This window comes from Lapillicoccus sp., from assembly GCF_025353065.1.
Taxonomy (GTDB): Bacteria; Actinomycetota; Actinomycetes; order Actinomycetales; family Dermatophilaceae; genus Lapillicoccus.
The window spans coordinates 1-20,829 of record NZ_JANXRJ010000038.1 but is presented as its reverse complement, the minus strand read 5'-3'; the positions used below and the strand labels follow the sequence as shown (position 1 = coordinate 20,829).

The window sequence follows — 20,829 nt, the reverse complement described above, 5'->3', positions numbered from 1 at the left end:
CCCCGGAAGTGCGAGGATCGCGAGTCCGGAATCCAGGCAAACCACGACCCGAGAGGTCCCATGTCCACGCACGAGCGCACCATGCCGTTCGCGTCGATCGACGACGTGCGGGCCAGGCTCGCGTCGGTCGGCTACCTCGCGTCGGAGGCCATCGCGACCACCGTCTTCCTCGCGAGCGAGCTCGGCAAGCCGCTGCTCATCGAGGGTCCCGCCGGCGTGGGCAAGACCGACCTGTCCCGTGCGGTCGCCGAGGCGTGCGGTGCGGACCTGGTGCGGCTGCAGTGCTACGAGGGCGTCGACGAGGCCCGGGCGCTCTACGAGTGGAACCACGCCAAGCAGCTGCTGCGGATCACGGCCGGCCGTGACGAGTCGTGGGACGAGGCGCGGAACGACATCTTCAGCGAGGAGTTCCTGCTCGAGCGACCGCTGCTCACCGCGATCCGCCGCGAGGGCCTGACCGTCCTGCTCGTCGACGAGACCGACAAGGCCGACGTCGAGATCGAGGGTCTGCTGCTCGAGGTGCTGGGCGACTTCCAGATCACCGTGCCCGAGCTCGGCACGATCCGGGCCACCCGTCGCCCCTTCGTCGTCCTCACCTCCAACGCGACGCGCGAGCTCTCGGAGGCGCTGCGCCGCCGGTGCCTCTTCCTGCACGTCGACTTCCCGGAGCCCGAGCTCGAGCTGGAGATCGTCCGCCTCAAGGTGCCCGAGCTCGACGAGGCGCTCGCCGCCTCGATCGTCCGGGTCGTGGCGGCCCTGCGGGCGATGCCCTTGCGGAAGGCGCCGTCGGTCTCGGAGACGATCGACTGGGCCCGCACCCTCGTCGCGCTCGGGGCGCACACCCTCGACGCGCGCGTCGTCCAGGACAGCCTGGGCGTCATCCTCAAGCACCAGGACGACCAGACGCGGGCACGCACCACTCTCGACCTCGACACGGTGCTGCGCGAACAATGACGGCGGCCCCGGGCGCTCTGAACGCTGCCGCTCCAGGACTGCCAGGACTGCCAGGACTGCCCGGACTGCCCGGACTGCCCGGACTGCCCGGCCGGCTCGTGGAGTTCGTCGGAGCCTTGCGCAAGAAGGGAATCCCCGCTGGTACGAGCGAGACCGTGGATGCCGGAGCCATCATGGGCGTCCTCGGGCTGAGCGACCGGGAGCGGCTGCGCGCCGGGCTGGCCTCCGCGCTGGTCCGGCGCGGCGGGCAGCGCGAGGTCTTCGACCAGACCTTCGACCTCTACTTCCCGACCGGTGTCGGGGCGGCCCAGTCGGCCCGCGATGCCGCCGGTGGCGACGCGCTGACGGTCGCCGCCCTGCGTGACCTGCTCGCCGCAGCCCTCGCCGACCACGACCTGCGCGAGCTCGGCCGCATCGCCGAGCTCGCTGTCGACGCGCTCGGCCGGGTCGGGACGCCGGACACCGACTCGGCGGCCTGGTCGGCGCTGCAGACCATCGAGCAGCTGCAGCCGCACACCCTGCTCCAGCGCGCGCTCGACGCCCGCAACGCGGCCGCCGCGGCCGGTGACGGCGAGGGGTCCGGCACAGGAACGGGCGGGGGTGGCACCGGCGGCACCGGCGGCTCTGGCAACCACAGCCCGGGCTGGGACGCCGCCGACGACCCTGGCGGGGGAAGCGCAGACGACTTCACCGACCGCCTCGTCCGCGACGAGATCCGCCGGGACATCGCCCGCTTCCGACAGCTGGTGGCGTCGGAGGCGCGTCGCCGGACGGCCGAGCTGCGCGGTCGCGAGCGGATGACCCGGTATGCCGTCCGCACCGCCACCGATCGCGTGGACTTCCTCGCCGCCAACCACCAGCAGCTCGCGGAGCTGCGCACCACCGTCCAGCCGCTGTCGCGGAAGCTCGCGACGAGGCTTGCGGCACAACGGCGCCGGGCGTCGCGCGGATCGATCGACATCCGCCGGACCCTTCGCCGTTCGATGTCCACGGGCGGCGTGCCGATCGCGCCGGCATACCGCAAGCCGCATCCGCGTCGGCCGGAGCTCGTGCTGCTCTGCGACGTCTCCGGCTCGGTCGCAGGCTTCTCGGGGTTCACGATGCTGCTCGTGCGGGCGCTGTCCGACCAGTTCAGCAAGGTGCGCGTCTTCGCCTTCGTCAACGCGATGGACGAGGTCACCGACATCGTGAAACACGGCGACGGTGACCTCTCGGCGCAGATCCTCCGGGAGGCGCACGTGACCCGCTGGCACGGGAGCAGCGACTACGGCGAGGCCCTCGGCGACTTCGCCGAGCTCTTCCTCGAGGCGGTCGGCCCGCGCACCTCCGTCCTCGTCCTCGGCGACGCCCGCACCAACTACGGCGACCCCAACCTCGCCGCCCTCACCCGGATCGCCGCCGCGTCCCGCCGCACCCACTGGCTCAACCCCGAACGCACCGGCACCTGGGGCCAGGGCGACTCGGTGGCCCACGACTACGCCCGGCTGGTCGAGATGCACGAGTGCCGCACCGTCGAGCAGCTGTCCCGCTTCGTCAGCCGGCTGCTCCCCGTCTGAGCGGGTCGGCAGGCTGCCCATGAGCTGCTGGCCGGCGGGCAGTCCCTAGGCTGTCCGGCGTGACCGACCTCGCCGCCTTCATCGCCGGACTGCCCAAGGCCGAGCTGCACGTCCACCACGTCGGATCCGCGTCGCCCGAGGTCGTCGCCGGACTCGCTGCGCGGCACGAAGGATCGACCGCCGTGCCGGCCGACCCGGCCCGGCTCGCGGACTACTTCGTCTTCACCGACTTCGCCCACTTCATCGAGCTCTACCTCTCGGTCGTCGACCTCGTCCGCACCCCCGAGGACCTCCACGCCCTCACCCTCGGCGTCGGTCGCGACATGGCGGCCCAGCAGATCCGGTATGCCGAGCTGACCCTCACGCCCTACACCTCCATCGTGCGGGGCATCCCCGCCGAGGCCTACTGCGAAGCGGTCGAGGACGCCCGGCTGGCCCTCGAGCGCGAGGGCGGCCCGCTGCTGCGCTGGGTCTTCGACATCCCCGGGGAGTCCGGACTGGCCGCCGCGGACGTCACCCGCGACGTCGCGTTGCTGCACCGTCCCGACGGCCTCGTCGGCTTCGGCCTCGGCGGCCCCGAGATCGGTGTGCCGAGAGCGCAGTTCGCTCCGCACTTCGCGGCGGCCAAGGCGGCCGGGCTGCACAGCGTGCCCCACGCCGGTGAGTCCACGGGCCCTGCCACGGTCTGGGACGCCGTCCGCCACCTCGGGGCCGAGCGGATCGGCCACGGCATCACCGCGGCGCAGGATCCGGCCCTGCTCGCCCATCTCGCCGAGCACGGCATACCGCTCGAGATCAGCCTGACCTCCAACGTCTGCACCCGCTCCGTCGCCGGTCTCGCGGTCCACCCGCTCCCACAGATCGCCGCTTCCGGCGTCACCTTCACGATCAACACCGACGACCCCCCGATGTTTGCCACCGACCTCGGTCGCGAGTACGCGGTCGCCGCAAGCCTGCTCGGCCTCGACCACCAGGGCGTCGCCGACCTCTCGAGGGCCGCGGTGCGCCAGTCCTTCCTCGACGACGGCGGCAAGACCCGTCTCCTGGCCGAGATCGACGCCTACGTCGCAACCGCCTGACCGCCCTCAGGCGAGGGGCGTGGTCGTCCGCAACAGGCTGATCTTCTGCCAGATCTTGCGCGACATCCCGGTCGTGAGGTTCTCGATCTCGCTCACCGTGTCGAGGACGATCGCGTCGGCCGACTCCTCGGCGCACAGCGCCGCGGCCTTCGAGGTCAGGGAGAGCAGCTCGCTGCAGAAGTCGTAGTAGCGGCCGAGCTCGGCCCGGGTCATCCGGTCGGCGCCGCCGATCCCGCCTCGACCGCCCTCCCGCGGCGGGAACAGCTCGTCGGGGTCCTTGTTCATCTGGTGCATATCGACGATGTGGGCGAGCGACCGCAGCCGGTGGAGGATCCCGAGAGTCCGGTTGCGCCGGATGCGGTTCGGCACCGAGATGAGGAAGTAGATCGCCAGCCCGGCGAAGACCCCGTCGTTGACGCCGCTCTCGACGATCTGGAGCCAGTCGAGGGCCTTCACGTCACCGGTCTGCGTGATCCCGGTGCGGATCGCTGACACCAACGCGACGCCGATGAGCACGAGGAGCAGGACGATCGCCAGGCGGGAGAGGATGCGCACCGCCCGCCACCAGGGGGCGCGCTCGGTGAGCTGCCGCTCGATCCGGTCGACGACGTCCCTCACCTCGATGGCCACCTCGGCGAGGTGCCGCCCGGGAAAGGTGGCGGTGATCCGGGCGTGCAGCCGGGTCAGCGTGAGGGTGACCTTGCTCGGGTCGAGCCGCTCGTACGCCGACCCCCCGGCACCGGGCCCCCCGCTCGCTGGCATGGCGACAGCGTAGGCGACCACGCGGCATACGGACGGGGTGTGCCGTGTTGCCAGGGGCATGACCACCACACTTCCCGACGCCGCCCGCGCCCTGCTCGACGCCCCCGAGCAGGCCACCATCGCCACCGTCGAGCCCGACGGCCAGCCCCAGCTGAGCCCCGTCTGGGTCAAGCGGGACGGCGACGACATCCTCTTCTCGACCACCCGCGGGCGCCGCAAGCCGCAGAACATCGAGCGCACCGGCCAGGTCAGCGTGCTGGTCTGGCCGAAGGACCAGCCCTACTCCTACCTCGAGGTCCGTGGGTCCGCGACGATCACCGACGACCCGACGGGGGCGCTGATCGAGGAGCTGTCGCAGAAGTACACCGGCGGCCCGTATGCCGCCGAGCCCGAGGGCACCCAGCGCGTCATCGTGCGGGTCAGCCCCCGCAAAGTGCTCTGGCGCGGCTGACCGGTCGCGGCAGCCGAACCGGCGCGCTCGACTCGGAGTCGGGCCGGTCGACGCGGTGTGCACGGGGAGTCAGGTGCCTCGACCCGGAGTCAACCGCGGGGTGGGCCCTGCCCCTCTCGCGCTGGCTCGGCCGGACCCCGCACGCCGGTAAACTCCCAGGGTGAGTCTCCGCCTCTATGACACCGCCGCGCGCGAGATGCGCGACTTCGTGCCCTTGGAGCCGGGGAAGGTCGGCATCTACATCTGCGGGCTCACCACGCAGGGAGCGCCCCACATCGGGCACGTCCGCTTCGCCGTCGCCTTCGACGTGCTGCGCCGGTGGCTCGAGATCGGGCACGGCCTCGACGTCACCCTCGTGCGCAACGTCACGGACATCGACGACAAGATCCTCGCGAAGTCGAAGGACCAGGACGAGCCGTGGTTCGCCCTCTCCTACCGCAACGAGCGGCGCACCGCGGAGGCCCTCGACCTCCTCGGGGTCCGGCCCGCGACCTACGAGCCGCGGGCGACGGGTCATATCACCGAGATGGTCGAGCTGATGGAGACCCTCGTCGAGCGCGGCCATGCGTATGCGGCGCCGGACGGCAGCAGCGACGTCTACTTCGACGTCCTGTCGTGGAAGGACTACGGCTCGCTCAGCCACCAGTCGCCCGACGACATGAACGCCGCCGAGGACGCGGACCCCCGCGGCAAGAAGGACGCCCGCGACTTCGCCCTCTGGAAGGGCCGCAAGGACGACGAGCCGCAGACCGCGTCGTGGCCGACGCCCTTCGGCCGTGGGCGTCCCGGGTGGCACCTCGAGTGCTCGGCGATGGCGCGGAAGTACCTCGGCGACACCTTCGACATCCACGGTGGCGGCATCGACCTGCGCTTCCCGCACCACGAGAACGAGCAGGCCCAGTCGCACGCCGCCGGCCTCGGGTTCGCGCGCTACTGGCTCCACAACGCCTGGGTCACCGTGCGCGGCCAGAAGATGGGCAAGTCGCTGGGCAACGCTCTCGAGGTCCAGAAGGTCGTCCAGCTGTCCAGCCCGCTCGCCGTCCGCTACTACCTCACGGCCGCGCACTACCGCTCGATGATCGAGTACCACGAGGGCTCGCTCCTCGAGGCCGCCGCCACCGTCGAGCGGATCGTCGGCTTCCTCGAGCGGGTTCAGCGGGTGCGCACCCTCGACGGGGTCGAGGGCGTGCTCCCGGCAGAGTTCCGCGAGGAGATGGACGACGACCTCAACGTCTCGGGCGCGCTAGCCGTCGTCCACGACACCGTCCGGGCCGGCAACACCGCCCTCGACGAGGACGACGACGACGCCGCGCACGCGGCGGCCGCGTCCGTCGTGGCGATGACCGAGGTCCTCGGGGTCAATCCGCTCGCGCCCACGTGGCACACCGACTCCGGCAGCACCGCCACGGACGCCCTCGAGTCCCTCGACCTGCTCATCGCGGGCCAGCTCGAGGCGCGCCAGGCCGCCAGGGCTGCACGCGACTTCGCCGCCGCCGACGCGATCCGTGACCGGCTCGTCGCCGCGGGCATCGCCATCGAGGACACCCCCTCCGGGGCCCGCTGGTCGCTCGCCCGTCGCGCCGACCCCACGGCCGATCATGCAGCCGACCCGGGCTGACCAGCGTCGACCCAGCCCGGCCCCCGGCCCGAACGATCACCACAACGAACCACTGAAATCCGAATGAAGAAGGTAGACAGACATGGCAGGCAACTCCCAACGCCGCGGAGCCGTCCGCAAGGGCGGTAAGGGCGCCAGCGTCGGCTCCGGCGGCCAGCGCCGCCGCGGCCTCGAGGGCAAGGGCCCGACGCCCAAGGCCGCCGACCGCGAGTACCACCCGGCGGCCAAGCAGGCGCGGCGCCCCGCGAAGCCGGCCGGGTCGTCCGGCGGCACCTCCTCCCGCGGCGCGGGTCCGACGACCCACTCCGGGACGCGCTCCACCACGCGGCGGGCCAAGGCGTCGTCCGAGGTCGTCGCCGGACGCAACTCCGTCGTCGAGGCCCTGCGCGCCGACGTCCCCGCGACGACGATGTATGTGGCGGGGCGGATCGACTCGGACGACCGGGTCCGCGAGGCGCTCAAGATCGCGAGCGAGCGCGGCATACCCATCCTCGAGACGCCCCGCGGCGAGCTCGACCGGCTGACCGACGGCTCCGTCCACCAGGGCCTCGCCCTGCAGGTCCCGGCCTACGAGTACGCGACGGTCGCCGACCTCATCGACCCCCAGATGCCGGGCATCCCGCTCGTCGTCGCCCTCGACGGCGTCACCGACCCCCGCAACCTGGGCGCGGTGATCCGCTCGGTCGCAGCCTTCGGTGGGCACGGCGTGCTCGTCCCCGAGCGGCGCTCGGCCGGCCTCACCGCGAGCGCCTGGAAGGCGTCCGCCGGCGCCGCCGCCCGGATCCCCGTCGCCAAGGCGACCAACCTCACCCGCGCCCTCGAGGAGCTGAAGAAGGCCGGCTTCTTCGTCCTCGGTCTCGACATGGACGGCGACGTCCAGCTGCCCGGGCTGGCCCTCGCGACCGAGCCGGTCGTCATCGTCATCGGGTCCGAGGGCAAGGGACTGTCGCGGCTCGTGAGCGAGACCTGCGACCAGATCGTCTCGATCCCGATGTCGTCCACGGTCGAGTCGCTGAATGCCGGGGTCGCCGCGGGCGTCACCCTCTACGAGATCGCCCGGCAGCGCGCCGCCGGGTAACGGACAAGTCGGACAGACTGGAGCGACGGCCCGGCACGCGGAACACAGGGTCGGTCGGTAGCGTGACCTTCGGATCGACAACGGACGACGGGGAGACGACAGTGGCGAAGAGTGCTCGGGTCGAGAACACCCGACTCAAGGAGCTGAAGGCGCAGCAGGCGGCGTCGGAGCGCAAGCGGCGGCTCTGGATCGCCGGATCGGCGTCAGCGGTCGTCCTCCTGATCGTCATCGCCGTGGTCGTGGTCTCCCTGAACGCGCCGAAGGGGGCGGTCACCAGCGCGAAGCTGAGCGGCACCATCTCTGACCCGCTGGCGAAGTCCCTGTCCACCGTCCCGGCCGCCACCTACAGCGCCGTAGGCCTCGGCTCGGCGTCCGCGACCCCCATCAAGTCGATGACCGGCGCCGTCGCGACGAAGGACGGCAAGCCGCGGATGATCTACGTCGGCGCCGAGTACTGCCCCTTCTGCGCCGGTGAGCGCTGGGCTCTCGTTACGGCGCTGTCCCGCTTCGGCACCTTCACCGGCATCGAGTATGCCGTGTCGTCGGCGAGCGACACCCCGGCGAGCATCCCGACGTTGAGCCTCAAGGACGCCAAGTTCACCAGCCAGTACCTCAGCTTCGAGTCCTACGAGGTCCAGGACCGGGACGGCAAGGCTCTGCAGAAGGAGCCGGACGACGTGACGGCGTTGCAGAGCGCCAACGGCGGCACGGCGATCCCGTGGATCTACTACGCCGGCAAGGCCTACCAGTCGGGTTCGACCGTCGACGGCACCGTGTTCGGCACGCAGGCCCAGGACCCGATCGGGGCGGCGCTCACCGACCCGAGCTCGGCTCTCAGCAAGGCCGTCATCGGTGGTGCCAACCTCACCACCGCCCGCATCTGTCAGACCACCGGAAACAAGCCGGCCGACGTCTGCACGAGCGCCGGGGTCACGGCCGCTGCGGCGGCGATGCAGTGAGCGGGTCGGGTGGGAGCACGAGGAGTCGGACCCGGGTCTCCGGGGCGCCGACGGGCGAGCGCATCCTGCCGCGGTGGTTCGTCCCCATGGCGCTCGGGCTCGCCGTCATCGGCACCCTGCTGTCGGCATACCTCACCTACGAGCACTACACGCAGAACAAGACGCTGGCCTGCAGCGCGACCGCCACGGTCAACTGCGCAAAGGTGACCGAGAGCCAGTGGTCGAGCTTCCTCGGCATCCCCGTGGCGCTGCTCGGGCTCGGGTTCTTCCTCGTCATGGTCGTCCTCTGCACGCCGCGCCTGATGCGGGCGCCCGGACGGCGCTGGGACGCGGTCCGACTGGTCCTGGCCGGCGTCGGTCTCGCGTTCGCGCTCTACCTCGTCTTCGCCGAGCTGTTCCACATCGGCGCCATCTGCCTGTGGTGCACCGCGGTCCACGTCGTGACGTTCCTGCTGCTGCTGACCTTCATCTTCGGCCAGCTGCTCGCCGAGCCGGCCCCCCACGACCAGGACCGCTGAGGGACGGCTGAAGCAGCGCCTCAGTAGTCCTTGCCGAACATCGCCACGACCGGCATCTCCACGGTGTCCACGCCGAGGACCGCCTGCTCGTCGGGCTTGGCGGGGAGCACCGTCCCGACGTAGTCCGCGACCGCGGTCGTGATGGGGATGTCGGTGCCGGCGCGCTCGGACATGTACCACCGGTGCTCGAGCACCTCGTGGAAGATCTCGGCCGGCTCGAGCTTGACCGCGAGGTTGCGGGGGACGGCGCGGACGGTCGGCTCGTAGATCCGCGCGAGCCAGTCGTGGGCGACGATCTCCTCGTCCTCGTTCTGCCGGTCGGTCGCCGCCCGGAAGGAGTCGAGGTCGTTGAGCAGCCGCCGGGCCTGGTTCTCCTCGACGTCGAGGCCGGTCAGCCGCAGCAGCCGGCGGGAGTGGTGCCCGGCGTCGACGACCTTGGGCTGGATCTGGATCGTCGTGCCGTCGAAGTCGGTGGACATGGACAGCTCGTCGATGTCGAATCCCAGCTCGTTGAGCCGCCGGATCCGCTCGTCGACGCGCCAGCGGTCGCCGGTCTCGAAGCGCTCCGCCTCGGTGAGCTCGGCCCACAGGGAGTGGTAGCGCTCGACGATGCGGTTGGAGACCTCGATGGGGTCGGCGCGCTCTTCGAGCAGGCCGCCGGCCTCGAGGTCCATCAGCTCGCCGGCGATGTTGACCCGGGCGATGTCGAGGTCGTGCAGCCGCTGTCCGTGGGTCAGCCCGGGGTGCAGCTCCCCGGTCTCCGCGTCGACGAGGTATGCCGCGAAGGCGCCGGCGTCGCGGCGGAAGAGGGTGTTGGACAGCGAGACGTCACCCCACCAGAACCCGCTGAGGTGCAGCCGCACGAGCAGGACGGCGAGCGCGTCGATGAGCCGCTGCGCGGTGTCCGGCCGGAGGGTCTGGCTGTAGAGGGCGCGGTAGGGCAGGGAGAACTGCAGGTGCCGGGTCAGCAGGCAGGCGTCCAGCGGGGTCCCGTCCGGCATCGTGCGTCCCGTGACGACGCCGAAGGGCTCCACCGAGGGGACCTCGAGTCGGCCGAGGTTGCGCAGCATGTTGTATTCGCGCAGCGCCAGCTCGGCCTTGATCTCCTTGACGGCGAGGACCCGTCCGGAGACCCGCACGAACCGCACGATGTGCCGCGAGATCCCGCGGGGGAGCGCGGCAAGGTTCTCCGCCGGCCACTCCTCGAGCGGGACGGACCAGGGGAGGTCGAGCAGCGCCGGATCGGGCCGCGCTGCCGTGAACTGGAGAGCCACGAGGTCATGGTGTCACGCCCGGTGGCCGGCGGGCCCGGAACGCGGCGACGGCACCCTGCGAACAAGCAGGGTGCCGTCGGGCGATCAGGTCTGGCTGGATCGACTAGGCGCCGATCCGCAGCCCCGTCTCAGAGTTGAACATGTGGAAGTGGCCTTCCTTCGGGACGAGGTTGATGACCGCGCCCTTCTCCGGGGGACGACGACCGTCGACCCGGGCGATGAACGGCTTGGCGAGCTCGTTGTCCCCCTCGGCGTCGAACAGCTCGGCCTTGGTCGAGCCGTAGATGTAGGCGTCCGCGCCGAGCTCCTCGACGACGTCCACCGTGACGGGGAGGCCGCCGCCGTGGTCGGAGATGGAGAGGTCCTCGGGACGCACACCGACGGTGACCGTCTTGCCGGCGGCCGCGATCTCCTCGCGGGTGATCGGCACGATGGTGTCACCGAACTTCACGCCCCCGTCGACGACCGGCAGGGTGAGGAGGTTCATCGCGGGCGAGCCGATGAAGCCGGCCACGAAGACGTTCTTCGGGTGGTCGTACATGTTGCGCGGGCTGTCGCACTGCTGCAGCAGGCCGTCCTTGAGGACCGCGACGCGGTCGCCCATCGTCATGGCCTCGACCTGGTCGTGCGTGACGTAGACCGTGGTGACCCCGAGGCGCCGCTGGAGCGAGGCGATCTGGGTGCGCGTCTGGACCCGGAGCTTGGCGTCGAGGTTGGACAGCGGCTCGTCCATGAGGAAGACCTGGGGCGAGCGGACGATCGCGCGGCCCATGGCGACGCGCTGGCGCTGGCCACCGGAGAGGGCCTTGGGCTTGCGGTCGAGGTAGGGCTCGAGGTCGAGGATCTTGGCGGCCTCCCTCACCCGCTTGGAGATCTCGTCCTTGGAGACGCCGGCGATCTTGAGCGCGAAGCCCATGTTGTCGGCGACGGACATGTGCGGGTAGAGCGCGTAGTTCTGGAACACCATCGCCACGTCGCGGTCCTTCGGCGACAGGTTGGTCACGTCACGGTCACCGATGAGGATGCGACCGCCGTTGACCTCCTCGAGGCCGGCGAGCATCCGCAGGGACGTGGACTTGCCACATCCGGAAGGACCGACCAGGACGAGGAACTCACCGTCCGCGATCTCGATGTTGAGCTTGTCGACGCTGGGTGTCGGGTTGCCCGGGTACTGCCGGGTGGCCTCGTCGAACGTTACGGTTGCCATGCAAGAACACTCCTTCACCGGCAGGAACGTGCCGGACGATCCGTCGTAAAGGCTAGGCCGGGCATCTTTGCCCGACGTCCGCATCATGGCCCACTTCTGGCCGGGGCGCCAGACCCCTGCGCCGATGGCGTAGAAATGCCGGGTGGAGTCCGACCTCGATGATGCCCTCGCCCAGCAGCCGTCCTCCGAAGGTTCGGCCGGGGGCGAGAGTCTCCTCACCGTGATCGTCGCACTCGGCGCGAACGCGCTCATCGCGATCGCGAAGACGGTCGCTGCGGTGCTGACCGGGTCGGCGTCGATGGTGGCCGAGGCGGCGCACTCCTGGGCCGACACCGGCAACGAGGTCTTCCTCCTCCTCGCCGAGCGACGCGGGGCGAGACCCCGCGACGAGCGGCACCCCCGCGGCTACGGGCGCGTCACCTACGTGTGGTCGCTGTTCGCGGCCTTCGGCCTCCTGTCGGCCGGCGCCGCGGTCTCGATCCTGCACGGCATACAGCAGCTGGGGGCGGGGGAGGGCGAGACCGACTACCTCGTCAACTACGTCGTCCTCGCGGTCGCGTTCCTCCTCGAGGGGATCTCCTTCCTGCAGGCACTGCGCCAGGCCTCCGGCTCCGCGCGCCGCTGGGGCCTGAACCCGCTCTCCTACATCAACCAGACCTCCAACCCGACCCTCCGGGCGGTGTTCGTCGAGGACTCCTCCGCGCTGGCCGGGCTGCTGCTGGCCGCCCTCGGCGTCGGGCTGCACGAGCTCACCGGCAACGCGATGTGGGACGCCCTGGGCTCGATCGCGGTGGGTGTCCTGCTCGCGGTGGTCGCCCTGTTCCTGATCAGCCGCAACCACGACTTCCTCGTGGGGGAGAGCCTCGACCCGGAGCAGGTGGACCGGGTCCTGGCTACCCTGCTGGACAACCCCGAGGTGCACCGCGTGACCTACCTCCACCTCGAGTTCGTCGGTCCGCTGCGCTTCTTCGTGGTGGCGGCCGTCGACCTGACCGGGGACGACCGCGAAGGGGCCCTGTCGATCCGGCTGCGGCGCCTCGAGGCCCGCCTTGAGGCGAACGACTCGATCGAGGACGCGATCCTCACGCTCTCGACCCCGGACGAGCCCTCCTTGATCCCCACCGCGGGCTCCGGCAGACCGGCCCGACGCCCCTGACCGGTCGGGCTTGGTCACAAGTTGCCTGCAACTTCTTGCAGCGTCTGGCCCGCACTTGCAAGTTCTTGCTAGTGTCCGCGCCACGCAGAGGCGGCACGACACCCGAGGGAGAACGGATGCGGGCGAGGCTCGCCGACATCGCCGCATACGCCGGGGTGAGCGAGGCGACGGTCAGCCGCGTCCTCAATGGCAAGCCCGGCGTCGCCGCGGCCACCCGCGAGTCCGTCCTCACCGCGCTCGACGTGCTCGGCTACGACCGGCCGAGTCGCCTGCGGCACAAGAGCGCTGGGCTCGTCGGGCTCGTCATGCCCGAGCTCACCAACCCGATCTTCCCGGCGTTCGCGCAGGTGATCGAGTCGGCACTGGCGCGCCACGACTTCACGCCGGTGCTCTGCACCCAGACCCCGGGCGGCATCCACGAGGACGACTACGTCCAGATGCTGCTCGACCGGAGCGTCTCGGGGATCATCTACATCTCGGGGAAGCACGCCGACACCTCGTCGGATCCGAAGCGCTACACCAGGCTGCGGGACCGGGGGCTGCCGATCGTCCTCGTCAACGGCTACGTCCCCGGCATCGACGCCCCCTTCATCTCCAACGACGACGTGGTCTCGATGGAGATGTCGACCAGCCACCTGGTCCACCTGGGGCACACCGAGATCGGGCTGGCCATCGGACCCGAGCGCTACGTCCCGGTGATCCGCAAGGTGCAGGGCTTCCGCGCCTCGATGTCGTCGCTGCTGGGCCGCCACCACATCGACGAGCTCATCGCGCACGCACCCTTCACCGTCGAGGGGGGCGCGGCCGCGGCGACGCGGCTGGCCGAGCGCGGTGCCACCGCCATCATCTGCGGGTCGGACCTGATGGCGCTGGGGGCGATCCGCGCGATCCGGTCGATGGGGATGCGGGTCCCGGACGACATCTCCGTGATCGGCTACGACGACTCCGTGCTGATGGGGTTCACCGACCCGCCGATGACGACGATCCGCCAGAGCGTCCTCGCAATGGGCGACGCGTCGGTCGAGGCGCTCCTCGACGAGATCCGCGGCGACCCGTCCCCCCGCACGGAGTACGTCTTCCGGCCCGAGCTCGTCGTCCGGGGCTCGACCGGGGCGTGTCGCTCGCGCTGAGCGGAGGGGAGGGGTCCGGGTCCCGGTCGGGGACGCTCAACCGGCAGGTGCCCGGTATGCCGCCCCGGCCGCGTCGCATACCGGACTGGTGCCGGTCTCCAGTCCCCAACGCCGGGGAAGTGGCGAACTACGGGCGCCGGACCGCTGCCTCGTCGACGACGTCCCGCCGCAGCTCCAGCAGCCGCTGCAGGGTGGCGACGAGAGCCGTCACGTCCGGGACCCGGTGGGTGGCCGCGGTGGTGCCGGAGCCGACCTTGACGCTCACGTCACCCTCGGGGTCGAGGACCTCGAAGGCGTCCTCGTCGGTGACGTCGTCGCCGCTGTAGAAGGTGTGGGCGGCGCCGACCACGTCCGCGAGGGCGCGCAGGGCGCTGCCCTTGTCGGCGTGGGAGACGGACAGCTCCACGACCGACTTCCCGGGCATGACGCGGACCTGCGGCTGGTCCTGCCCGAGCTGGTCGGCCGCTTCGAGGGCCGCCTTCGCGCTGCCGGCCGGGAGCCCGCGGGTGTGGACCGCGACGGCGGCCCGCTTGCGCTCCAGCCGAGCGCCCGGGTGGTCCTGGATGAGCTCAGCGACCTGGGTGGTGAGCTCGTCGAGGAGGGTGCGCTGGTCGGCGTCGATCGACCCGTTGACGACACCGGAGACCGACGACTCGGCGCCGTGGCTGCCCAGGAGGGCGATGCGGTCGGTCGACCTGATCCCGGCGAGCTGTCCGAGGGTGCGCACATCGCGGCCGGAGACGATGGCGACGGTCGTCCCGGGGAGGCGCGACAGGGCCCGCAGCGCGGTCATGGCGCCGGGAGCCGGGCCGCTGTCCGAGGGGTCGGTCGTGAACTCGGCGAGCGCCCCGTCGAAGTCGGAGGCGACGAGCAGGGTTGGCGCAGAGGCGAGCCCGCGCAGCGCGGCCTCGAGGTCCGGCATACCCGTAGCCGCGGTGGTGAGGACCTCGCTGCTCACGGCCTGCTCCGCCGGGTCGCCTGGGACGCCCGCGTCTGGTCGCGCCGGACCGCCTCGCGGTCGTCCTCGGCGGCGTGGCGCTGGATCCGCTGCTGGTTCTCCTCGTGGTCCTGCTGCTCCGTGTGCTGCGGGACGAGGGGAGCGGTCGCGAGGGCGTCGAGGAAGCGGCTGGCCCACCGGTTGACGTCGTGGTCGGACACCCGACGGCGCAGTGCGCGCATGATCCGCCTCTTGTCCTTGTCGGGGGTGTTGATCGCCTTGAGGATCGTCTGCTTCAGGCCTTCGATGTCGTGGGGATTGCAGACGAACGCCTGGTGAAGCTCGTGGTAGGCGCCGGTGAACTCCGAGAGGACGAGCGCGCCGCCGAGGTCGTGCCGGCAGGTGACGTACTCCTTCGCGACGAGGTTCATGCCGTCGCGCAGCGGGGTCACCAGCATCACGTCAGCCGCGAGGAAGAGCGCCGCCATCTCCTGCGTCGACTGCGTGTGGTGGATGTAGTGGACCGCGGGGGAGCCGATCGGGGCGTACTCGCCGTTGATCCGCCCGACCGTGAGCTCCACCTGGGTGCGCAGGTCGCGGTAGGAGTCGACCCGCTCCCGGCTGGGCGTCGCCACCTGCACGAGGGTGACGTCCGGGGGCGCGATCCGACCGTCCTGGAGCAGCTCCTCGTAGGCCTTGAGGCGGTGCCGGATGCCCTTGGTGTAGTCGAGCCGGTCGACCCCCAGCATGAGGACGCGGGGGTTGCCGAGCTGGTGTCGCAGCTCGCGCGACCGGGCCATCACCTCGGGCGTGCGGGCCAGCCGCTCGAGCCCCTGGAAGTCGATCGAGATGGGGATGGCGGCCGCCCGGGTCGTGTGCGGCATGCCGCCGGGCCCGGGAAAGGTGACGGTGTCCTTCTTCGTCGGGGCGCGCAGCAGCTGCCGGCAGGCGCGGACGAAGTTCTGGGCGTCGGCGACGCGCTGGAAGCCGAGGAAGTCGGCCCCGAGGAGCCCCTCGAGCAGGCCGCGGCGCCACGGCAGCTGCGCGAAGAGCTCCACCGGGGGGAAGGGGATGTGGTTGAACCAGCCGATGCGCACGTCGGGCCGCAGCTCGCGGACCATCCGCGGCACGAGCTGCAGCTGGTAGTCCTGCACCCAGACCGTGGCCCCCTGCGCCGCGACCTCGGCGATGGCCTCGGCGAACCGCTGGTTGACCTGCACGTAGCTGCGCCACCACTCCCGGTGGAACGTCGCCTGGACGATGACGTCGTGGTAGATCGGCCAGAGGGTGTCGTTGCTGAACCCCTCGTAGTAGTCGCGGACCTCCTCGGCCGACAGCGGCACGGGACGCAGATACATCCCCGCCTCGGTGAAGGGCTCCGGCGTCGCGGCCTCCTCACTCGCCTCGCCGGCCCAGCCGACCCAGGCACCCTCGCGCGAGCGCATCACCGAGTCCATCGCCGTCACGAGGCCGCCGGGGCTGCGGCCCCACGACACCGTGCCGTCGTCGGCGACGACCCGGTCGACGGGCAGCCGGTTGGCGGCGATGACGAGGTCGTAACGGTGCTGCTCGGTCGGCGGTCGAGAGGGCGGGTCGGGCGTCCTGGCGGCGGGCGTGGCGGGCACGGGTTCTTCACTCCTCCGGGCGACGAGGTCTGCTCGCCCCGCACTCACCATATGCCGTCGGCCCGCGCCTTCCTCTGGCGCGTCCTGCGGCCCAAGGACTAACGTCGGCCCATGAAGATCTCCGACGTGTTGCGCAGCAAGGGTGAGGGTGTCGTCACGATCCGCCCGGCCGACACGGTCCACCGTCTTCTCGAGGTGCTGGCGGAGCATCGGATCGGGGCTCTCGTCGTCAGCGAGGACGGGTCCTCCGTGGCCGGCATCGTCAGCGAGCGCGACGTCGTCCGGCACCTCCACCGCAGCGGCGTGGGCATCCTGGACGGACCCGTCAGCTTCATCATGACGACCCAGGTGACGACCGCTGACATCGACGACGAGCTCGAGACACTCGCCCGGACGATGACCGACAAACGCATCCGGCACCTCCCGGTGACTCTCAACGGCCGGCTGCACGCCATCGTCAGCATCGGCGACGTCGTCAAGATGCGGATCGACAGCCTCCAGTCGGAACGTGACCAGCTCGTCGGCTACATCCAGCAGTGACAATGCGTGGCCCGCGGGCCGCGCTCGCATACCGTAGACGCCATGAGGGCGCAGACCGGAGCTGCCGGCGCGGATGACGCGGTCCGGGGGGTCGCCGTGCCCGGCTCCGGCAGCCCGCACGAGCGCCTCGGGCCATACCGGCTCGTCCACCAGCTCGGCGAGGGCGGTATGGGGGTCGTCCACCTCGCGCTCGACCGCCAGGGCCGCGCCGTGGCGATCAAGGTCCTACGGGCCCACATCGCCTACGACCCCGACGCCCGAGCCCGGCTCGAGCGGGAGGTCGACACCCTGGCCCGCATCCGCCACGAGCGGGTCGCCGCCGTCATCGACGCCGACATCTTCGGGGATCGGCCCTATCTGGTGACGCGCTATGTCGCCGGGCCGTCGCTCGACGAGGTGGTCGCCGACTCTGGGCCGCTCGCCGGCGACGACCTGCTGCTGCTCGGGCGCGGGCTCGTCGGCGCCCTCGATGCGATCCACTCCGTGGGGGTCATCCACCGCGACCTCAAGCCGGGCAACGTCCTGCTCGAGGACGGCGAGCCGGTCGTCATCGACTTCGGGATCGCCCACGTCGCCGACGACATCCGGCTGACCAGCGTGGGGCTCGTGATGGGCACCCCGGGATACCTCTCGCCCGAGGTCGTCGAGGGCGCGCGCGTCACCGAGGCCACGGACTGGTGGGGGTGGGCGGCGACGCTGGCCTTCGCCGCCTCGGGCCGGCCGCCCTTCGGGCGCGGACCGATGGACGTCGTCCTGGACCGCGTGCGCCACGGCAAGGCCGACCTCACCGGCGTCGACGCCCGGCTCACGCCGCTGCTGCGGGCGGCGCTGTCGCCCGACCCCCGGCAGCGGCCGCCCACCCTCGAGGTGGTCGGCGCGCTCGAGCGGTATGCCGCGGGCGGACCGGCCACGGTCGGCGTCCCTCAGCCGCCCACCTGGGTGCACCCCGTGCCGCCCGGCGGGAGCGCGCCCCGGGAGCGGGGGGCGCGGCATACGCCGCCGCCGGTCCCGATCGTCCGCCACACCTCGGCCCTGCCGCAGGGGACCCCGTCGCCGGCGTGGGACGCCGGCGCGCCCGCTGCCGCGTGGGGCGCGCCCGCTGCCGCGTGGGGCGAGCCCGCTGCGGAGGAGGAGTCGGACTGGCAGGCGGCCTGGGAGTCGGATCCCGGACAGCCGGACCCCCGGATCGGGCGCCCGATGCGCACCGGCACGCTGGCGGCCCTCCTGGCGGTGACGACCGCCGCGGCCGCGCTGTGGCCGGGCCTGGTCGTCATCGCGGCGATCCTCTGGTGCTGGGTGGCCCGCTTCAGCGACCGATCGGTCACCTCGCTCGTCGTGCGGCGGTTCGACCGCGGTCATCGGCGAAGCGACGTGCCGGTGGCCGTGGTTCTCAGCCCGTGGCACGTCCTCACCTCCGCCGTCTCCACCGTGGCCGGGATCGTGCTGCCCGGGGTGGTCGCGGTGTCGGCCGCCTTCTGCGCGACGCTGGCCATCACCAGTGTGAGCTCGGTGGGCGCGGTCCGGGCCACGCCGGCCTCCCTCGCGATCGGGCTGCTCGCCGGGGCGCTCGTCGCCTGGTGGGGCCCGGGGGGAGCCTCGTTGCGGCGGGGGTCGCGGTCCGTGGTGCGGGGCGTCGTCGGGGGCGAGCTGCTCACCCAGATCGCCGTCGGGGCCCTCGTCGCGATCACGATCGGGCTCGCGGTCACCGCGTTCCTGCGCGGTGGCGCCCTCGTCTGGTGGCCCATCTCCGGCGACCCGGGTGCGGTGCTCCGCGCACCGACAGGCTCCTGAGCTCGGTACTTTCCTACGCCTTCCGGCGGCCGGTTGGGTGACGCACAGGAGACGCTCAGATAACGAAGAGATCACGGGGGATCTTGGGTTTTGGGGCGGCATCCCGTACATTCATTCTGTTCCGAGGCGGCAACGCCCCGGAACACGTCGCGTGACGGCTCCCGCCAGGTCGTGACACAACTTCACACGCATGCCACTGCAGCCCGTTGCGCCGAGCCTCGCCAGACGGGCAGTTCCACCCGGAGATCCCGGGGCAGGCGAGGATGGGGAACCCAAGAAAAGGACCGATACCACTTCGGTCCTCGGGGAGAAGCCGGTGCAGCCGGCCGGGCACCTGACAGCCCGATCCCGACAGCTAACCCCGTAGGCGCCCGTCAGGAAGGACGATCCACCATGCACTACTCCTCCAAGCACGCCGCCGAGCTCTCCCGGTCCGCGAAGTCGCTCAAGCTCCGTCTCGCCGGCATCGGCGTCGCCGGGATGGCCACGATCGCCGGGGGTCTCGCCTCCGCGCAGACCGCCAAGGCCGCCAGCGTCTGGGACTCCGTCGCCGCGTGCGAGAGCGGCGGCAACTGGGCCATCAACACCGGCAACGGGTTCTACGGCGGCCTCCAGTTCACGACGTCCACCTGGCTCGGCTACGGCGGCGGCGCCTACGCCCCGCGCGCCGACCTCGCCTCCCGTGAGGCCCAGATCGCCGTCGCCCAGCGGACCCTCGCGGGTCAGGGCCCCGGCGCCTGGCCGGTCTGCGGTGCCCGCGCCGGCCTGTCGCGCGCCAACGGGGGCGCCTCGGCAGGCGCTGCGGCGCCGGCTGCTGCTCCTGCGGCCGCCCCGTCCCAGTCTCGGACGCAGGCTGCCCCGCAGACCTCGCGCTCGACGACCCGCATCGCCCCCTCGGTCGCCCCGAAGCAGGTCACCCAGGCGGCCCCGTCAGCGCCGACGACGTCGCTGAAGCCGGGCAAGTCCTACACGATCGTCTCCGGTGACACGCTCAGTGGGCTCGCGGCCTCCAACAAGGTCACGGGCGGCTGGCAGCAGCTGTGGGCGCTCAACAAGTCCACGGTCGCCAACCCGAACCTCATCTTCGTCGGCCAGAAGATCAGCCTTCCGGCCTGACGTCAGATCGCTTCGTCGTTCGCCCGACGGCCCTGTGGGTCCCCGATCCCGCAGGGCCGTTGGCGCGCCCGCCGCTCGGCTACTCCTCGTCGAGAGGTCACGACCGGTCCCTTTGGGGGCCTGGTATCGGCTGAAGCTGACCTCTGGGCCAGCGCCACAGCCCTCCCGCCGCCGGTATGCCGCGGGCACGCCCCGGCGCGCGACGGTACGCTCTAGCCCGACCTCCGGGCCGTCCGCAGCGGGCCGCTCGAGGTCACGGCCGGCATGGCGCAATTGGCAGCGCACCTGTCTTGTAAACAGGGGGTTCCGGGTTCGAGTCCCGGTGCCGGCTCCGAAATCCGTTGTGCGATGACGAGGCTGGGACCCTTACCGGTCCCAATGTGGGAGTCGCGACGTACCTGTTCGAGGAAATAGGTGCGCTTCTCTGCTCTCAGGCGTCTGACCAGCAGCGATGCCGTGTCAGCGACCCCATTCACCGCCTCGTGACGTCCGGGCGATGGATGCCTGACTGCGTCGGATCGCACGTGGATAGCACGGTTCTCCCGCCGACCGACGGCCAGCCAGCCAGCCATGATGTCCGCCGACTGCCCCAGCGGGGGTAAAGGTGATGACTGACCCGTTTGCTGCTGTGCCGGGCCCTGTGGCTTCTCTGGGCGCGGGTCGCTCACACGTTGAGTTCGGCGGTCATCCAGCCGTGTAAGTAGTCCATCACCGTCGAGTCGATCCAGGTTCTGCTGTCGTCTTCGTGTTTCCACGCGAAGATGTCTTGGGGGCCACGTAGGGAGATGGCGAACTGGGCGCCGTTGCCGGCGTCGGCGAAGAAGACCAGCCCGTCGACCGGCAGATGCATCTCGCGGAGGCGGAAGGGCGAGTTTGTCCGCGCCGACCCGCTCCGCTGTCCACACGAGGCCCAGGCCGTTCAACCGACGACTCCGTCGGTCTCTTGAAGGAGGTCTCACGGCTCACCCGGCAGCGGCGCACCCAGCTGCGCCTCGACCCGCAGGATCGTTGGGGGACTCGCGGGTTGTCGAAAGACCGCGTGACCCCAGGACGCGATGCGCTTCAGCAGAATGGCCTT

General features: G+C 71.4%; 19 protein-coding genes, 1 tRNA gene and 1 riboswitch. Of the genes, 14 read left to right on the top strand and 6 right to left on the bottom strand.

The genetic code is table 11. The annotated features are described in order from the left end of the window. The first annotated feature begins 60 nt into the window (after positions 1-60). Genes Q0R63_RS03760 through Q0R63_RS03750 form a run of 3 tightly spaced genes read left to right on the top strand, consistent with a single transcriptional unit; the run spans position 61 to position 3,589 of the window. Positions 61-954 (top strand): MoxR family ATPase, encoded by an 894-nt coding sequence (locus Q0R63_RS03760; RefSeq protein ID WP_295694208.1) that lies wholly within the window; start codon positions 61-63, stop codon positions 952-954. After that, positions 951-2,510, top strand: coding sequence for a VWA domain-containing protein (locus Q0R63_RS03755; protein ID WP_295694205.1), 1,560 nt, complete (start codon positions 951-953; stop codon positions 2,508-2,510). The genes Q0R63_RS03760 and Q0R63_RS03755 overlap by 4 nt, the downstream gene beginning before the upstream one ends. Before the next feature lie 59 nt (positions 2,511-2,569). Further along, positions 2,570-3,589, top strand: coding sequence for an adenosine deaminase (locus tag Q0R63_RS03750; RefSeq protein ID WP_295694202.1), 1,020 nt, complete (start codon positions 2,570-2,572; stop codon positions 3,587-3,589). A 6-nt stretch (positions 3,590-3,595) separates the two neighbouring features. On the opposite strand, the gene Q0R63_RS03745 is transcribed toward Q0R63_RS03750, so the two are convergent. Further along, positions 3,596-4,351 (bottom strand): hypothetical protein, encoded by a 756-nt coding sequence (locus Q0R63_RS03745; RefSeq protein ID WP_295694198.1) that lies wholly within the window; start codon positions 4,349-4,351, stop codon positions 3,596-3,598. A gap of 58 nt (positions 4,352-4,409) precedes the next feature. Here Q0R63_RS03745 and Q0R63_RS03740 point away from each other — a divergent pair, with 58 nt between their 5' ends. The 5 genes from Q0R63_RS03740 to Q0R63_RS03720 all read left to right on the top strand — a co-directional run bounded on the left by Q0R63_RS03740 (position 4,410) and on the right by Q0R63_RS03720 (position 8,975). Continuing rightward, entirely contained in the window at positions 4,410-4,802 is a 393-nt protein-coding gene (locus Q0R63_RS03740) for a PPOX class F420-dependent oxidoreductase (RefSeq protein WP_295694196.1), read from the top strand. Between the two features lie 160 nt (positions 4,803-4,962). After that, positions 4,963-6,420, top strand: a complete 1,458-nt coding sequence (gene cysS / locus Q0R63_RS03735) for a cysteine--tRNA ligase (RefSeq protein WP_295694194.1) — start codon at positions 4,963-4,965, stop codon at positions 6,418-6,420. Positions 6,421-6,502: 82 nt separating this feature from the next. Continuing rightward, a complete protein-coding gene (gene rlmB, locus Q0R63_RS03730; protein ID WP_295694192.1) occupies positions 6,503-7,498 on the top strand; it encodes a 23S rRNA (guanosine(2251)-2'-O)-methyltransferase RlmB in 996 nt (331 codons plus the stop codon). A gap of 101 nt (positions 7,499-7,599) precedes the next feature. Then, positions 7,600-8,457, top strand: a complete 858-nt coding sequence (locus Q0R63_RS03725; RefSeq protein ID WP_295694190.1) for a DUF929 family protein — start codon at positions 7,600-7,602, stop codon at positions 8,455-8,457. A gap of 86 nt (positions 8,458-8,543) precedes the next feature. Further along, positions 8,544-8,975: a vitamin K epoxide reductase family protein gene (locus Q0R63_RS03720; protein ID WP_295694187.1), complete on the top strand. Its 432-nt coding sequence runs from the start codon at positions 8,544-8,546 to the stop codon at positions 8,973-8,975. A 20-nt stretch (positions 8,976-8,995) separates the two neighbouring features. On the opposite strand, the gene Q0R63_RS03715 is transcribed toward Q0R63_RS03720, so the two are convergent. After that, entirely contained in the window at positions 8,996-10,249 is a 1,254-nt protein-coding gene (locus Q0R63_RS03715) for a DUF4032 domain-containing protein (RefSeq protein WP_295694184.1), read from the bottom strand. A gap of 103 nt (positions 10,250-10,352) precedes the next feature. Next, on the bottom strand, positions 10,353-11,456 hold the full coding sequence (ugpC, locus tag Q0R63_RS03710; RefSeq protein WP_295694180.1) for a sn-glycerol-3-phosphate ABC transporter ATP-binding protein UgpC: 1,104 nt from the start codon (positions 11,454-11,456) through the stop codon (positions 10,353-10,355). A 142-nt stretch (positions 11,457-11,598) separates the two neighbouring features. Here ugpC and Q0R63_RS03705 point away from each other — a divergent pair, with 142 nt between their 5' ends. Both Q0R63_RS03705 and Q0R63_RS03700 read left to right on the top strand, forming a co-directional pair. After that, a complete protein-coding gene (locus tag Q0R63_RS03705) occupies positions 11,599-12,612 on the top strand; it encodes a cation diffusion facilitator family transporter (protein WP_295694177.1) in 1,014 nt (337 codons plus the stop codon). Positions 12,613-12,728: 116 nt separating this feature from the next. After that, positions 12,729-13,742 (top strand): LacI family DNA-binding transcriptional regulator, encoded by a 1,014-nt coding sequence (locus Q0R63_RS03700; protein ID WP_295694173.1) that lies wholly within the window; start codon positions 12,729-12,731, stop codon positions 13,740-13,742. Between the two features lie 127 nt (positions 13,743-13,869). Here the strand turns inward: Q0R63_RS03700 and otsB are convergent, their stop codons facing one another. Next, positions 13,870-14,700, bottom strand: a complete 831-nt coding sequence (gene otsB, locus Q0R63_RS03695; RefSeq protein ID WP_295694171.1) for a trehalose-phosphatase — start codon at positions 14,698-14,700, stop codon at positions 13,870-13,872. After that, positions 14,697-16,226, bottom strand: coding sequence for a trehalose-6-phosphate synthase (locus tag Q0R63_RS03690; RefSeq protein WP_295694211.1), 1,530 nt, complete (start codon positions 16,224-16,226; stop codon positions 14,697-14,699). The genes otsB and Q0R63_RS03690 overlap by 4 nt, the downstream gene beginning before the upstream one ends. A 189-nt stretch (positions 16,227-16,415) precedes the next feature. On the opposite strand from Q0R63_RS03690, the gene Q0R63_RS03685 reads away from it, so the two are divergent. The 4 genes from Q0R63_RS03685 (at position 16,416) to Q0R63_RS03670 (ending at position 20,082) form a co-directional block, all read left to right on the top strand. Beyond that, positions 16,416-16,844 (top strand): CBS domain-containing protein, encoded by a 429-nt coding sequence (locus Q0R63_RS03685; RefSeq protein WP_295694167.1) that lies wholly within the window; start codon positions 16,416-16,418, stop codon positions 16,842-16,844. Positions 16,845-16,886: 42 nt separating this feature from the next. Then, complete coding sequence (locus tag Q0R63_RS03680; RefSeq protein ID WP_295694164.1) at positions 16,887-18,635, top strand: serine/threonine-protein kinase; 1,749 nt, start codon at positions 16,887-16,889, stop codon at positions 18,633-18,635. A 199-nt stretch (positions 18,636-18,834) separates the two neighbouring features. After that, positions 18,835-19,022: riboswitch (cyclic di-AMP (ydaO/yuaA leader) on the top strand. A 6-nt stretch (positions 19,023-19,028) separates the two neighbouring features. Beyond that, positions 19,029-19,751: a transglycosylase family protein gene (locus Q0R63_RS03675; protein ID WP_295694161.1), complete on the top strand. Its 723-nt coding sequence runs from the start codon at positions 19,029-19,031 to the stop codon at positions 19,749-19,751. Positions 19,752-20,009: 258 nt separating this feature from the next. Further along, a tRNA-Thr gene (locus tag Q0R63_RS03670) sits at positions 20,010-20,082 on the top strand. Positions 20,083-20,415: 333 nt separating this feature from the next. Here Q0R63_RS03670 and Q0R63_RS03665 read toward each other — a convergent pair. Continuing rightward, positions 20,416-20,601, bottom strand: coding sequence for a hypothetical protein (locus tag Q0R63_RS03665; RefSeq protein ID WP_295694157.1), 186 nt, complete (start codon positions 20,599-20,601; stop codon positions 20,416-20,418). Between the last annotated feature and the right edge of the window lie 228 nt (positions 20,602-20,829).

Bases quoted from the DNA above. Each gene is read 5' to 3' on its own strand.
- Q0R63_RS03760 (WP_295694208.1), top strand. From the start codon at position 61: ATGTCCACGCACGAGCGCACCATGCCGTTCGCGTCGATCGACGACGTG.
- Q0R63_RS03755 (WP_295694205.1), top strand. From the start codon at position 951: ATGACGGCGGCCCCGGGCGCTCTGAACGCTGCCGCTCCAGGACTGCCA.
- Q0R63_RS03745 (WP_295694198.1), bottom strand. From the start codon at position 4,351: ATGCCAGCGAGCGGGGGGCCCGGTGCCGGGGGGTCGGCGTACGAGCGG.
- Q0R63_RS03740 (WP_295694196.1), top strand. From the start codon at position 4,410: ATGACCACCACACTTCCCGACGCCGCCCGCGCCCTGCTCGACGCCCCC.
- rlmB (WP_295694192.1), top strand. From the start codon at position 6,503: ATGGCAGGCAACTCCCAACGCCGCGGAGCCGTCCGCAAGGGCGGTAAG.
- Q0R63_RS03720 (WP_295694187.1), top strand. From the start codon at position 8,544: ATGGCGCTCGGGCTCGCCGTCATCGGCACCCTGCTGTCGGCATACCTC.
- ugpC (WP_295694180.1), bottom strand. From the start codon at position 11,456: ATGGCAACCGTAACGTTCGACGAGGCCACCCGGCAGTACCCGGGCAAC.
- Q0R63_RS03700 (WP_295694173.1), top strand. From the start codon at position 12,729: ATGCGGGCGAGGCTCGCCGACATCGCCGCATACGCCGGGGTGAGCGAG.
- Q0R63_RS03685 (WP_295694167.1), top strand. From the start codon at position 16,416: ATGAAGATCTCCGACGTGTTGCGCAGCAAGGGTGAGGGTGTCGTCACG.
- Q0R63_RS03680 (WP_295694164.1), top strand. From the start codon at position 16,887: ATGAGGGCGCAGACCGGAGCTGCCGGCGCGGATGACGCGGTCCGGGGG.
- Q0R63_RS03675 (WP_295694161.1), top strand. From the start codon at position 19,029: ATGCACTACTCCTCCAAGCACGCCGCCGAGCTCTCCCGGTCCGCGAAG.
- Q0R63_RS03665 (WP_295694157.1), bottom strand. From the start codon at position 20,601: ATGCATCTGCCGGTCGACGGGCTGGTCTTCTTCGCCGACGCCGGCAAC.